Source organism: Burkholderia sp. Bp8986, assembly GCF_003854225.1.
Taxonomy (GTDB): Bacteria; Pseudomonadota; Gammaproteobacteria; order Burkholderiales; family Burkholderiaceae; genus Burkholderia.
Map to the genome: position 1 here is coordinate 161964 of NZ_QTQM01000004.1, position 13897 is coordinate 175860.

The window sequence follows — 13897 nt, forward strand, 5'->3', positions numbered from 1 at the left end:
GCGCCCATCCCGCCCGAACCTATTTCGCCGACAGCTTCCGCCACAGCGTCGTCTTGCTGATGCCGAGCATCGCGCACGCGCGATCGCGATCGCCGCCGCACGCATCGAGCACCGCGCGGATCTCGTCGGCTTCCGCGCGACGGCGGCGCGCGTGGAGCGTCTGCGCGTCGGTGGCGTCGGCATCGGCCGCATCGGGCGGCGCCGCGAACAGCTCGGGTGCGATCGCCTGCAGCGCATCGGGCGCGAGTGCCGCGCACGCAGCACCCGGATCGTGCTCGTCGACCTCCTCGGCCAGTTCCACCGCGATCCGCTCGATCACGTTCTGCAGTTCCCGCACGTTGCCGGGCCAGCGGTAGCGCGCGAGCGTCGCCTGCGTCGCGCCGAGCACGCGCATCGCATCGTCGGCCTCGCGCACGCGTTCGGCCAGCCGCGGCTCGCGCCGCGCGGCCTGCACGAGCAGCGTGGCCGCGAGCGCCGGAATGTCGGCGGCGCGCTCGCGCAGCGGCGGCAGGCCGACGTTCAGGATGTTGAGCCGGTAATACAGGTCCGCGCGGAACGTGCCGGCCTCGACGGCCGCGAGCAGCGGCCGGTGCGTCGCGGCGATCACGCGCACGTCGATGCGGATCGGCTCTGTCGAGCCGAGACGGATCACCTCGCGCTCCTGCAGCACGCGCAGCAGCCGGCTTTGCAGCGACGGCGGCATCTCGCCGATCTCGTCGAGAAACAGCGTGCCGCGGTGCGCGGCCTCGAACAGCCCGGTCTTGCCACCGCGCCGCGCGCCGGTGAACGCGCCTTCCTCGTAACCGAACAGCTCGCTCTCGAGCAGCGCCTCCGGAAACGCGCCGCAGTTGATCGCGACGAACGGATAGCTGCGCCGCACCGACAGCGCGTGCAGGCTCTGCGCGATCATTTCCTTGCCGGTGCCGCTTTCGCCGAGCACGAGCACGGTCGCATCGGATTTCGCGTAGCGGCGCACGAGATCGCGCACGCGCGCCATCGGCGCGGACGCGCCGACCACGTCGTCGAGCGTGTAGCGCGCCGCGAACTGCTGCGTGTTCGGCTGCGAACGCAGCGCGCGGTCGAGCCGTTCGACCGCGCGCGATTCCTGGAACGTCAGCACGCTGCCCGACGTGACGCCGCGATCGACGAGCGGCCCGCGATGCACGACGTAGCGCACACCGCGCACGGTCGCGAGCGCGTCGCCGTCCTCGCCGCGCAGCGTGCGCAGTTCCGGGCGCAGGTCGACGAGCGCGCGGCCGACGGCCGCCGCGGGTTCGACCCCGAGCGCCGACGCGAGCCGCTCGTTGATGGCTTCGACGTGGCCGCGCGCGTCGAGCGCGACCACGCCGTCGCGCAGGTGCTGCAGCAGGTTGTCGAGCCGCTGGCGGCGAAACGCCTCGGCGTGCGTCGCGTACGCGACCTCGAGCGCCGTCTCGACCGCCTTGCGCACCGACGCGTGCGAATACAGGAACACCGCGCCCATGCCGGCGCTCGCCGCGAGATCGGTGACGAGGCCGGGGCCGACGATCGTCTCGATGCCGCGGTCGTGCAGGTCGTGCACGCAGGCTTCCGCTTCCTGCGCGGACTGATATGACGCAAACTGCACGTCGAGGCCGTAGGCGGCGACGAAGCGGCGCACTTCGGGCGGCGTCTCGCCGGCGCTGACGAGCGCGATCCGCGACGCGTCGCGCCGCGCGCGCGCGAGCGCCTGCATCACGTCGAAGCCGGTCGGCGACACGACCACGACCGGCACCTGCGCACGCGTTTTCAGGAAGCCGCCGTTCGAGCCGGCCGCGACGATCACGTCGGGGCGCGCGGTGCCGGCCTCCGCGATCGCGCTCAATGCGTCTTCGTACGCGCGCGTGACGATGCGCACGTCGGCGCGTTCGTCGAATTCGCCGGCGATCTCGCGAAACAGGTCGCGCAGGCGGCTGATGCCCATCGCCCAGATGCGCGGACGCACCGTGCGGTCGGCCGGGCCGACGGGCTTGGTCGAGGAGAGGTCCATGGCGACCGATTATGCGCGCGCGATTTCATTTTTGAAACATGAAATTGCTGAAATGAAATCATCGGGCGCTGCCTCGCCCGTGCCGGTTGCTTAAGAATCAGTGGGTTAGCCCCGATTCACGAGCTGGCCCGGTCCTTGCTGTTCATGGTCATTCCTTCAGGAGGCCGTTCATGAGCAACACGCATCTTCAGAGCGCCGGCGCGAAATTCCGCGCGGCAGTCGCGGCCGAACAGCCGCTGCAGGTGGTCGGCGCGATCACCGCGTACGCAGCCAAGATGGCGCAGGCCGTCGGCTTCAAGGCCGTGTACCTGTCGGGCGGCGGCGTCGCCGCGAATTCGCTCGGCATTCCCGATCTCGGCATCAGCACGATGGAAGACGTGCTCATCGACGCGAACCGGATCACCAACGCGACCGACCTGCCGCTGCTCGTCGACATCGATACGGGCTGGGGCGGCGCGTTCAACATCGCGCGCACGGTCCGTTCGTTCATCAAGGCCGGTGTCGCGGCCGTGCACCTCGAGGACCAGGTCGGCCAGAAGCGCTGCGGCCACCGTCCGGGCAAGGAAGTCGTGCCGACCGACGAAATGGTCGATCGCGTGAAGGCCGCGGTCGACGCGCGCACCGACGACCAGTTCGTGATCATGGCCCGCACCGACGCGGCCGCTGCAGAAGGGATCGACGCCGCGATCGAGCGCGCGATCGCCTACGTGGAAGCCGGCGCGGACATGATCTTCCCGGAAGCGATGAAGACGCTCGACGACTATCGCCGCTTCAAGGCCGCGGTGAAGGTGCCGATCCTCGCGAACCTGACCGAGTTCGGCTCGACGCCGCTGTTCACACTCGACGAGCTGCGCGAGGCGAACGTCGACATCGCGCTGTACTGCTGCGGCGCGTATCGCGCGATGAACAAGGCCGCGCTGAATTTCTACGAGACGCTGCGCCGCGACGGCACGCAGAAGGCGGCGGTGCCGACCATGCAGACCCGCGCCGAGCTGTACGACTTCCTCGGCTATCACGCGTACGAGCAGAAGCTCGACGAACTGTTCGCGCAGGGCAAGAAGTAACGCGGCCCGCGCGCCGGGACACGGTTCCCGGAACGCTTTGCATGAAGCCGGGCCGCGCGCACGAGCGCGGCGCCCGGCCGACGTGACACCCCAGATACCCATTGGAGAACGGAAACATGAGCGAGACGAAAGACGCAGCAGCACCGGCCGCCGCAGGCGCATTCAAGCCGAAGAAGTCGGTGGCGCTGTCGGGCGTGACGGCCGGCAACACGGCGCTGTGCACGGTCGGCAAGACCGGCAACGACCTGCACTACCGCGGCTACGACATTCTCGACGTCGCCGAATCGTGCGAATTCGAGGAAATCGCGCACCTGCTCGTGCACGGCACGCTGCCGAACCTGACCGAACTCGCCGCGTACAAGACCAAGCTGCGCGCGCTGCGCGGCCTGCCGAGCGCGCTGAAGGCCGCGCTCGAGCAGATCCCGGCGTCGGCTCATCCGATGGACGTGATGCGCACCGGCGTGTCGGTGCTCGGCACCGTGCTGCCGGAGAAGGACGATCACAACCTGCCGGGCGCGCGCGACATCGCCGACCGCCTGATGGCGTCGCTCGGCTCGATGCTGCTTTACTGGTATCACTTCTCGCACAACGGCAAGCGCATCGAGACGGAAACCGACGACGACTCGATCGGCGGCCACTTCCTGCACCTGCTGCACGGCAAGACGCCGTCGAAGTCGTGGGTCGAGGCGATGCACACGTCGCTGATCCTGTACGCGGAGCACGAATTCAACGCGTCGACGTTCACCGGCCGTGTGATCGCGGGCACGGGCTCGGACATCTATTCGGCGATCACCGGCGCGATCGGCGCGCTGCGCGGTCCGAAGCACGGCGGCGCGAACGAAGTCGCGTACGAAATCCAGAGCCGCTACAGCTCGCCGGACGACGCCGAAGCCGACATCCGCCGCCGCGTCGAGAACAAGGAAGTCGTGATCGGTTTCGGCCACCCGGTCTACACGATCTCCGATCCGCGCAACAAGGTGATCAAGGGCGTCGCGCACAAGCTGTCGAAGGAAGCGGGCGACCTGAAGCTGTACAGCATCGCCGAGCGCCTGGAATCGGTGATGTGGGACGCGAAGAAGATGTTCCCGAACCTCGACTGGTTCAGCGCGGTGTCGTATCACATGATGGGCGTGCCGACCGCGATGTTCACGCCGCTGTTCGTGATCTCGCGCACGTCCGGCTGGAGCGCGCACATCATCGAGCAGCGCGTCGACAACAAGATCATCCGCCCGAGCGCGAACTACACGGGTCCGGAAGACCTGCAGTTCGTGCCGATCGAGAAGCGCTGATCTTCGGCCGCGCGCGCCGGCGCCCGTGATGCGGGCCGCCGGCGCGCGCGCAACGTCTTACCCCGAATTCCGCCCCACATCATGAATACCGCCAACCGCAAACCCCTGCCCGGCACGTCGCTGGACTACTTCGACGCGCGTGCCGCGGTCGAAGCGATCGCTCCCGGCGCATACGACACGCTGCCGTACACGTCGCGCGTGCTCGCCGAAAACCTCGTGCGCCGCTGCGATCCGGCGATCCTCGCCGATTCGCTGAAGCAGATCATCGAGCGCAAGCGCGAACGCGACTTCCCGTGGTTCCCGGCGCGCGTGGTGTGCCACGACATCCTCGGCCAGACGGCGCTCGTCGACCTCGCGGGCCTGCGCGACGCGATCGCCGAGCGCGGCGGCGACCCGGCCAAGGTGAACCCGGTCGTGCCCGTGCAGCTGATCGTCGACCACTCGCTCGCCGTCGAGTGCGGCGGCTTCGATCCGGACGCGTTCGCGAAGAACCGCGCGATCGAGGATCGCCGCAACGAGGATCGCTTCCACTTCATCGAATGGACCAAGCGGTCGTTCGAGAACGTCGACGTGATCCCGCCGGGCAACGGCATCATGCACCAGATCAACCTCGAGAAGATGTCGCCGGTGATCCAGGCGCAGGACGGCGTCGCGTTCCCGGACACCTGCGTCGGCACCGACAGCCACACGCCGCACGTCGACGCGCTCGGCGTGATCGCGATCGGCGTGGGCGGGCTGGAAGCGGAGAACGTGATGCTGGGCCGCGCGTCGTGGATGCGCCTGCCCGACATCGTCGGCGTCGAGCTGACCGGCAAGCGCCAGCCCGGCATCACCGCGACCGACGTGGTGCTCGCGCTGACCGAGTTCCTGCGCAAGGAAAAGGTGGTCGGCGCGTATCTGGAATTCCGTGGCGAAGGCGCCGCGAGCCTCACGCTTGGCGATCGCGCGACGATCTCGAACATGGCGCCCGAATATGGCGCGACGGCCGCGATGTTCTTCATCGACGGCCAGACGACCGACTACCTGCGCCTCACCGGCCGCAGCGACGAGCAGGTGAAGCTGGTCGAGACCTACGCGAAGGCGGCGGGCCTGTGGGCCGATACGCTGAACGATGCGCAGTACGAGCGCACGCTGACGTTCGACCTGTCGAGCGTGGTGCGCAACATGGCCGGCCCGTCGAACCCGCACAAGCGGCTGCCGACGTCCGACCTCGCCGCGCGCGGGATCGCCGGCCAGTGGGAAGAGAAGGCGGGCGAGATGCCTGACGGCGCGGTGATCATCGCCGCGATCACGAGCTGCACGAACACCAGCAACCCGCGCAACGTGATCGCGGCCGCCTTGCTCGCGCGCAACGCGAACGCGCGCGGCCTCACGCGCAAGCCGTGGGTGAAGAGCTCGCTCGCGCCGGGCTCGAAGGCGGTCGAGCTGTATCTGGAAGAAGCGAACCTGCTGCCGGAGCTCGAGAAGCTCGGCTTCGGCATCGTCGCGTTCGCGTGCACGACCTGCAACGGGATGTCGGGCGCGCTCGATCCGAAGATCCAGCAGGAGATCGTCGAGCGCGACCTGTACGCGACGGCCGTGCTGTCGGGCAACCGCAACTTCGACGGCCGTATCCACCCGTATGCGAAGCAGGCGTTCCTCGCGTCGCCGCCGCTCGTCGTCGCGTATGCGATCGCCGGCACGATCCGCTTCGACATCGAGAAGGACGTGCTGGGCCACGACCAGGACGGCAAGCCCGTCACGCTGAAGGACATCTGGCCGACCGACGAGGAGATCGATGCGATCGTCGCATCGAGCGTGAAGCCCGAGCAATTCCGCAAGGTCTACGAACCGATGTTCGCGCGCGCGGCCGATGCGGGCGAGCGCGCGGCGCCGCTGTACGACTGGCGCGCGCAGAGCACGTACATCCGCCGCCCGCCGTATTGGGAAGGCGCGCTGGCCGGCGAGCGCACGCTCAAGGGCATGCGCCCGCTCGCGGTGCTCGGCGACAATATCACGACCGACCACCTGTCGCCATCGAACGCGATCCTCGCGAACAGCGCGGCCGGCGAATACCTCGCGAAGATGGGCCTGCCTGAAGAAGACTTCAACTCGTACGCGACGCACCGGGGAGACCACCTGACCGCGCAGCGCGCGACCTTCGCGAACCCGACGCTGATCAACGAGATGGCGGTCGTCGACGGCGCGGTGAAGAAGGGCTCGCTCGCGCGCGTCGAGCCGGAAGGCAAGGTCATGCGGATGTGGGAAGCGATCGAGACGTACATGAATCGCAAGCAGCCGCTGATCGTGATCGCGGGCGCCGACTACGGCCAGGGCTCGTCGCGCGACTGGGCCGCGAAGGGCGTGCGGCTCGCGGGCGTCGAGGCGATCGTCGCCGAAGGCTTCGAGCGGATCCACCGCACGAACCTGATCGGGATGGGCGTGCTGCCGCTCGAGTTCAAGCCGGGCACGAACCGCACGACGCTCGGCATCGACGGCACCGAGACCTTCGACGTGATCGGCGAGCGTACGCCGCGTGCCGATCTCACGCTGGTGATTCACCGCAAGAACGGCGAGCGCGTCGAGGTGCCGGTGACGTGCCGGCTCGATACGGCCGAGGAAGTGTCGATCTACGACGCGGGCGGCGTGCTGCAGCGTTTCGCGCAGGACTTCCTCGAATCGTCGCAGGCGGCTTGACCGGGTCATACAGGGACAACGCAAACATGGCTCACATTCCTCAAATCAGGATTCCCGCGACCTACATGCGCGGCGGCACCAGCAAGGGCGTGTTCTTCCGGCTGCAGGACCTGCCGGACGCCGCGCAGGCGCCGGGCGCCGCGCGCGACGCGCTGCTCTTGCGCGTGATCGGCAGCCCCGATCCGTACGGCAAGCAGATCGACGGGATGGGCGGCGCGACGTCGTCCACCAGCAAGACGGTGATCGTGTCGAAGAGCACGCGGCCGGGGCATGATGTCGACTACCTGTTCGGGCAGGTCGCGATCGACCGCGCGTTCGTCGACTGGACCGGCAACTGCGGCAACCTGTCGGCGGCGGTCGGCCCGTTCGCGATCAGCGGCGGCCTCGTCGATGCGTCGCGCGTGCCGCGCGACGGCGTCGCGACCGTGCGGATCTGGCAGGCGAACATCGGCAAGACGATCGTCGCGCACGTGCCGATCACAAATGGCGCGGTGCAGGAGACGGGCGATTTCGAGCTGGACGGCGTCACGTTCCCGGCCGCCGAAGTGCAGCTCGAGTTCATGGACCCGGCCGCCGACGAAGAGGGCGCGGGCGGCTCGATGTTCCCGACCGGCAACCTGGTCGACGACCTCGCCGTGCCGGGCATCGGCACGCTGAAGGCGACGATGATCAATGCGGGGATTCCGACCATCTTCGTCGAGGCGGAGGCGATCGGCTATACGGGCACGGAGCTGCAGGACGCGATCAACGGCGACCCGAAGGCGCTCGAGAAGTTCGAGACGATCCGCGCGCACGGCGCGCTGCGCATGGGCCTGATCGACACGCTCGACGAGATCGCGACGCGGCAGCACACGCCGAAGGTCGCGTTCGTCGCGAAGCCGGCCGACTATGTCGCGTCGAGCGGCAAGCGCGTGAATGCGGGCGACGTCGACCTGCTGGTGCGGGCGATGTCGATGGGCAAGCTGCACCACGCGATGATGGGCACGGCGGCGGTCGCGATCGGCACGGCCGCGGCGATTCCCGGCACGCTCGTCAACCTTGCGGCGGGCGGCGGCGAACGCAACGCGGTGCGCTTCGGGCATCCGTCGGGCACGCTGCGCGTCGGCGCAGAAGCGCAGCTCGAGAACGGCGAATGGACCGTCACGAAGGCGATCATGAGCCGCAGCGCGCGCGTGCTGATGGAAGGCTGGGTGCGGGTGCCGGGGGATGCGTTCTGAGCATGCCGCGGTTCGTGCGTGCAACCCTGCAGCGCTGAACCGGACCGATCCCTGCGAAGCGGACCCGCTGCGCAGGGATTTTTTCGTTTGGCGCATGCGTGACGAAGGCAATTCGCTATTCAACGCGTGGGATCGGTGACCGTACCGGTGCGCGGAAGCGCACTCCGGTCGTGATGCACGGATCCGCGCTGGCGTGAGTCATCGCAGATCGATCCCAAAGCGTGGGACCCACGTGAGCACTAAAGCGCTAACGCGGATCGACCGCGAAGCATGGGACCCACGTAAGCGCTAAAGCGCTAACGTGGATCGACCGCGAAGCATGGGATCCACGTAAGCGCTAAAGCGCTAACGTGGATCGACCGCGAAGCATGGGATCCACGTAAGCGCTAAAGCGCTAACGTGGATCGACAGGAGAATCGCATGTCGCTTGATGCGCCGCTTTCCGGCGTCCACATCGTCGAATTCGAAGGCCTCGGCCCCGGCCCGCTCGCGGGCTGGATGCTCGCCGGGATGGGCGCGCGCATCACGCTGATCGCACGTCCGGCCGGCCGCACCAGCGCACCGAACGCGCTGCAGGGCCGCGACGGCGACCTGCTGCGCGAAGGCAAGACGATCGTCGAGCTCGATCTGAAGACGCCGGCGGGCCGCGACGCGGCGCTCGCGCTGATCGCGCAGGCCGACGCGCTGATCGAAGGGCTGCGGCCCGGCGTGATGGAGCGCCTCGGCCTCGGGCCCGACGATTGCGCGCGCCACAACCCGAAGCTCGTGTATGGACGCATGACGGGCTGGGGCCAGGACGGACCGCTCGCGACGGCCGCCGGGCACGACCTGAACTACGTCGCGCTGACGGGGCTGCTGTCGCTGTCGGCACCGCGCGACGGCCGGCCCGGCGTGCCGCCGACCGTCGTCGGCGATGCGGGCGGCGCGCTCGGGCTCGCGTTCGGGATCGTCTGCGCGCTGTTCGACGTGCGCGGCGGCGGCCCGGGGCGCGTGGTCGACGGCGCGATCGTCGACATCGTGTCGATGCTCGGCTCGCTCGCGTTGTGGGCACGCGCGAACGGGCAGCTCGATGGCGCGCAGCCGAGCCTCTTCCACGATGCGCCGTTCTACGACGTGTATCGCTGCGAGGACGGCGAATGCGTGACGATCGGCGCGCTCGAGCCGCCGTTCTATGCGTTGCTGGTCGAGCGGCTCGGGTTGAGCGATGTCGATCCGGCGTCGCAGTACGATCGGGCGCGCTGGCCGGCGCTGAAGGCGCGTTTCGCGGAGGTGTTCGCACAGCAGCCGTCCGCGCACTGGCGCGCGCTGCTCGAAGGGACGGACGCATGCTTTGCGCCGGTGCTGAGCGTGGCCGACGCGCTGGAGCATCCGCACAATGCGGCGCGCGGGATCTATCGAACTGACGAGAACGGGAACGTGCGGGCGCGTGTGGCGCCGCGTTTTTTGCCACTGGCGGGCGATGGGGCCGAGTAGCGCGTCGAACCTCACGGTTCGGGAGCAAACCTGGTGTGGTCCGTAGAGCATTCAGGATGGGGCTAAATTTGGTGCTAAATAAGGTACAATAAAAATTCAATCGAACCAGGAGCGAGCATGCCCCACACCATTCTGGCCAGCGTGACGGCGAGCGTTTCGGAGCTGAAGCGGAACCCGATGGGAACCGTGGCGGCGGGCGAGGGCTTCCCGGTCGCGATCCTGAATCACAACGAACCCGCGTTCTATTGCATCCCGGCGAAGACATGGGAGGCGATGGTCGAACGTCTCGAAGATATTGAAGACAACGCGCTCGCCGATTCACGCGCCAAGGGGAAAGTCGTCAAGGTCAACCTGAATGACCTTTGAGCTCGCCTTTCTCGAACCTGCATTGAAGGAGTGGAAGAAGCTCGATCGCACCGTTCGCGATCAGTTCAAGGCGAGAATTGCCGAACGGCTCGAAAATCCGCGCATTCCTTCGGCGAAACTGCACGGTCATCCGGACCGCTACAAGATCAAGCTACGCAGTGTCGGCTATCGCCTCGTGTACGAAGTGCGCGAGGCGGAGGTTGTGGTGCTGGTGGTCGCTGTGGGGCGTCGCGAGCGCGATGCCGTCTATCTCGCTGCGATGAAACGCTAGCGCGACACGCGTTGCGGCTTCGGCGTTTCGCGGCTTATCTCATCGAGCCGGCCGGCGGCGCCCGTCACGCCGTCTCCTCCCGCGCATCCGGCATCTTGCCGTCTCCGACGCGGTTGATCGTGCCTTGCGCGATCGCGACGAGCCGCTCGTGGTCCCCGTCGATGACGAACACATGACACTGGCAGGTCGCCTGGTGCCGGCCCGCGTAGACGACCTTCGCGCGCGCAACGAGCGTGCCGTTCACGGCCGGCCGCAGGTAGTTGATCTTGTATTCGGCGGTGATGACGCGCGGTCCGAGCACCAGCGCGCCGGCGAACGTCAGCGCGTTGTCGGCGAGATAGCCGATCACGCCGCCGTGCACGAAGCCGTGCTGCTGCCGCAGTTCTTCCCGCACGGGCAGGCACAGCGACACTTCGTTGTCGCCGATATGCATCAGCTCCGTGCCCAGCAGCATGCTGAACGGTTGCGCGCGCAATGCGCCGCGCGCGTGGTCCGTGATGTCCGTCATCGACTTCCCCAATGCGTGTCCGCTTGCGCTGAACTCTAGGAAGGGGGCCGCGGATAAGCAAGGAAATTCGTCCGCATTTCGCGCAGATGCCGGCGCGATGCGACGTGATGATTGCGTCGAACGCGCGCATTGTCCTCGTTTGCCGGCGATTCGACGGGAATGGCGGGCACTGGCCGGGCGCCTCTCGCCGGATGTTCCTAAAGTCCGACGAAGAAATGCCGCTAATGCCGGGGCATTGCTTCATCGTCGGCTCTCCAGGAATCTCCCCCATGTTCGGAAAAATCAAGCTCGCGTCGGGTCTGCTCGGCGTGTTGACCGTGTTTTGCCTCTTTCTGTTCGCGATCGAGGCGCTCGGCTTCTGGGCGCTCGCGTCGACGCGCAGCGGCGTCGACGATCTGTCGAACGTCGCGATCGCGCAGGTCGACGCGGCCAGCCAGGCGACCGAGCGCCTGCTCGACGCCCGCGTGAACCTGTCGCGCGCCGGCACGCGGATGGTGCGCGGCGGCCCGAAGCCCGACGAGATCATCCGTCATGCCAGCGCTTCGCTCGGCGAAGCGGACAAGGCGTTCGCCGCGCTGACGGCCGCACAGGCCGTCGACGCGACGAACCGCGCGCGCGTCGCCGCGCTCGCCGAGCGCTATCGCGCGCTGCGCGGCGCGCTGGGCGAACTCGTGCAGTTCCTCGATGCCGACAACATCCAGGCGTTCCTCGACCAGCCGACCCAAGGCTTCCAGGACGCGTACCTCGCCGAACTGCACCGCTTCGCCGACTACGGCGGCGCGTCGAGCCGCGACGCGCTCGCCACGATCGACAGCGGGATGCAGTGGTTCAAGTGGGTCGGCATCGTGCTGCTCGTGGCGATGCTCGTGGCGAGCGCGGCCATCTACGCGGCCGCGCGGCGCGCGGTGGTCGCGCCGCTGGACGAAGCCGGCCGCCATTTCGAGCGGATCGCGCAGGGCCGGCTCGACGAAGCCGTGCGGGCGGGCGGCGTGTTCGAGATCGACCGGATGCTGCGCGGCCTCGCCGCGATGCAGGCGAGCATCGCGGACACCGTGCGCACCGTGCGTCACGCGTCCGACGCGATCCACCTCGGCGCGGGCGAGATCGCCGGCGGCAACGCGGACCTGTCCGCGCGCACGGGCACGCAGGCTGCGTCGCTCGAGGAAACCGCCGCGAGCATGGAGGAACTGACCGCGACGGTGCGCCAGAACACCGACAGCGCACGTGCGGCCAGCGCGCTGGCCGACGCGGCGCTCGACGCGACGCGCCACGGCGGCGGCGTGGTCGACAGCGTGATCGACCGGATGCGCGGCATCGCCCAGAGCTCCGGGCGGATCGCGGAGATCATTTCGGTGATCGACGGCATCGCCTTCCAGACCAACATCCTCGCGCTGAACGCGGCGGTCGAAGCCGCGCGGGCCGGCGAGCAGGGCCGCGGCTTCGCGGTGGTCGCGGGCGAAGTGCGCTCGCTCGCGCAGCGCAGCGCGCAATCGGCGAAGGAGATCAAGGCGCTGATCGAGGAGTCGGTCGCGCAGATCGACGGCGGCTCGGAACTCGTCGAACGGGCCGGCGACGCGATGCGGACGGTTTCGGCGTCGATCACGCGGGTCGTGCAGACGATGTCGGAGATCACGGCCGCGTCGGTCGAGCAGACCGTCGGCATCGAGCAGGTCAACCAGGCCGTCACGCAGATGGACCAGCTGACGCAGCAGAACGCGGCACTGGTGGAGGAAGTCGCGGCGGCGGCTGCGTCGCTGAACGACCAGACCGCGCACCTGATGCAGGCGGTGTCGGTGTTCGAACTGGGCGACGCGCGCGCGGCTCGCGGGGTTCGCGACGAGCGCGGGTCGCCGTCGCCGGCCGACGCCGGTTACGAAACGGCGGGCAGCGCCGCGTAAGCGGTCGCGAGGTGGTAGGGCGTCGTCGACGGCATGTCGGCGCGCGACACCTGCCCGTCGGCCGTCTTGCACTCGAACCAGCCGCGCGGATGCAGGAAGCGCGCGGCGAAGCGCTCGATCTGCCGCGCGAGCGGCGCGGACGCCGGCGTGCCGCCGTGCGTCGCGAGCGCGCGCAGGTATTCGGTCTGCGCCCAGATCCGCTGCGTGCCGTCGAGGCATGCGCCTCGTGCGTCGACCGCCGCGCACACGGCGCCCGTCTGCGGATCGACCCCGTGCTGCTCGGCGAACGCGAACGCGCGCGCGAGTGCGCCGGGCAGCCCGGTTTGCGCGAGGCGCGCGCCGGCCGCGTCGACCAGATAGAACCACTCGAACTGATGGCCGGGCTCGAAGCGGTTGTCGGCCGCCCCGAGCGGCAGCTCGGCGACGCAGCCGGTCGCGGTATCGACGAACGTGCGTTCGACGGCCTGCGCGGTGCGCGCGAGCGCATCGTCGAACGCCGCGTCGCCGAACGCATCGGCGGCCGCGAGCCACGCTTCGGTCAGGTGCATCAGCGGGTTTTGCAGCGCGCCGCTGCCCGACGACGAGAAATCGGCGTGACGCGCGGCGTCGAGCAGCGCGTCGCCCGGCTGCGGCGCGAAGCGGTCCTGGATCAGCGCGGCGGTGTCCTCGGCGGCCGCGCGTGCCGCGGCGTCGCCCGACGCCGCATGCCACGCGGCACACGCGAACACGACGAACGCGTGCGTATAGAGGTCCTTGGTCGTGTCGAGCGGCGCGCCTTGCGCGTCGACGCTGTAGAACCAGCCGCCGTGGCGCGGGTCGCGGAAGCGGCCGCACAGCGAATCGAACAGCGTGGCCGCGTGCGCGATGTTGCCGGCCTGCGCGAACACGAACAGCTGCCGCGCGCAGGCCATGGCGCGATAACGGGTGACGGGCAGCGGTGCATGGCTGGCCGGGTCGACGGCCTCGAACGGTAGCCGCAGCGTGTGGTCGAACCCTGAACCCTGCCAGATCGGCAAGACGACGTGCGCGAAATGACGGCGCAGCTGGGCGGCCTGGGCGGAAGCGGAGTCGGAAACGGACATGACGGGGTTATGCGCTTGGATCGAAACGTGTCGGCGCGGCCCGGA

General features: G+C 68.7%; 11 protein-coding genes. 8 read left to right on the plus strand and 3 right to left on the minus strand.

The features are described 5' to 3' along the window. Positions 1–19: 19 nt before the first annotated feature. Positions 20–2008 (minus strand): propionate catabolism operon regulatory protein PrpR, encoded by a 1989-nt coding sequence (gene prpR / locus DID99_RS06285; RefSeq protein WP_124520246.1) that lies wholly within the window; start codon positions 2006–2008, stop codon positions 20–22. Positions 2009–2178: 170 nt separating this feature from the next. Between prpR and prpB the strand changes: the two genes are divergently transcribed. From prpB to DID99_RS06320, 7 genes are all read left to right on the plus strand, one after another. Continuing rightward, positions 2179–3072: a methylisocitrate lyase gene (prpB, locus tag DID99_RS06290; RefSeq protein ID WP_044845010.1), complete on the plus strand. Its 894-nt coding sequence runs from the start codon at positions 2179–2181 to the stop codon at positions 3070–3072. Positions 3073–3188: 116 nt separating this feature from the next. Next, positions 3189–4361, plus strand: a complete 1173-nt coding sequence (gene prpC / locus DID99_RS06295) for a 2-methylcitrate synthase (RefSeq protein ID WP_124666323.1) — start codon at positions 3189–3191, stop codon at positions 4359–4361. Between the two features lie 81 nt (positions 4362–4442). Continuing rightward, positions 4443–7037: a Fe/S-dependent 2-methylisocitrate dehydratase AcnD gene (gene acnD / locus DID99_RS06300; RefSeq protein WP_124666324.1), complete on the plus strand. Its 2595-nt coding sequence runs from the start codon at positions 4443–4445 to the stop codon at positions 7035–7037. A 26-nt stretch (positions 7038–7063) separates the two neighbouring features. Beyond that, positions 7064–8254, plus strand: a complete 1191-nt coding sequence (gene prpF / locus DID99_RS06305) for a 2-methylaconitate cis-trans isomerase PrpF (protein ID WP_044845013.1) — start codon at positions 7064–7066, stop codon at positions 8252–8254. A 420-nt stretch (positions 8255–8674) separates the two neighbouring features. After that, the gene (locus DID99_RS06310) at positions 8675–9727 is read left to right on the plus strand and encodes a CaiB/BaiF CoA-transferase family protein (protein WP_124666325.1); all 1053 of its coding nucleotides are present in this window, start codon (positions 8675–8677) and stop codon (positions 9725–9727) included. Positions 9728–9844: 117 nt separating this feature from the next. Next, a complete protein-coding gene (locus DID99_RS06315; protein WP_124529169.1) occupies positions 9845–10093 on the plus strand; it encodes a type II toxin-antitoxin system Phd/YefM family antitoxin in 249 nt (82 codons plus the stop codon). After that, on the plus strand, positions 10083–10364 hold the full coding sequence (locus DID99_RS06320; protein ID WP_124529171.1) for a type II toxin-antitoxin system RelE/ParE family toxin: 282 nt from the start codon (positions 10083–10085) through the stop codon (positions 10362–10364). Before DID99_RS06315 ends, DID99_RS06320 begins: the two co-directional genes overlap by 11 nt. Before the next feature lie 64 nt (positions 10365–10428). On the opposite strand, the gene DID99_RS06325 is transcribed toward DID99_RS06320, so the two are convergent. Further along, a complete protein-coding gene (locus DID99_RS06325) occupies positions 10429–10872 on the minus strand; it encodes a PaaI family thioesterase (protein ID WP_044845017.1) in 444 nt (147 codons plus the stop codon). Positions 10873–11141: 269 nt separating this feature from the next. Here DID99_RS06325 and DID99_RS06330 point away from each other — a divergent pair, with 269 nt between their 5' ends. Further along, positions 11142–12770 (plus strand): methyl-accepting chemotaxis protein, encoded by a 1629-nt coding sequence (locus tag DID99_RS06330; RefSeq protein WP_124666326.1) that lies wholly within the window; start codon positions 11142–11144, stop codon positions 12768–12770. Here the strand turns inward: DID99_RS06330 and DID99_RS06335 are convergent. Further along, on the minus strand, positions 12743–13852 hold the full coding sequence (locus DID99_RS06335; RefSeq protein ID WP_124666327.1) for an AGE family epimerase/isomerase: 1110 nt from the start codon (positions 13850–13852) through the stop codon (positions 12743–12745). The genes DID99_RS06330 and DID99_RS06335 overlap by 28 nt on opposite strands. Between the last annotated feature and the right edge of the window lie 45 nt (positions 13853–13897).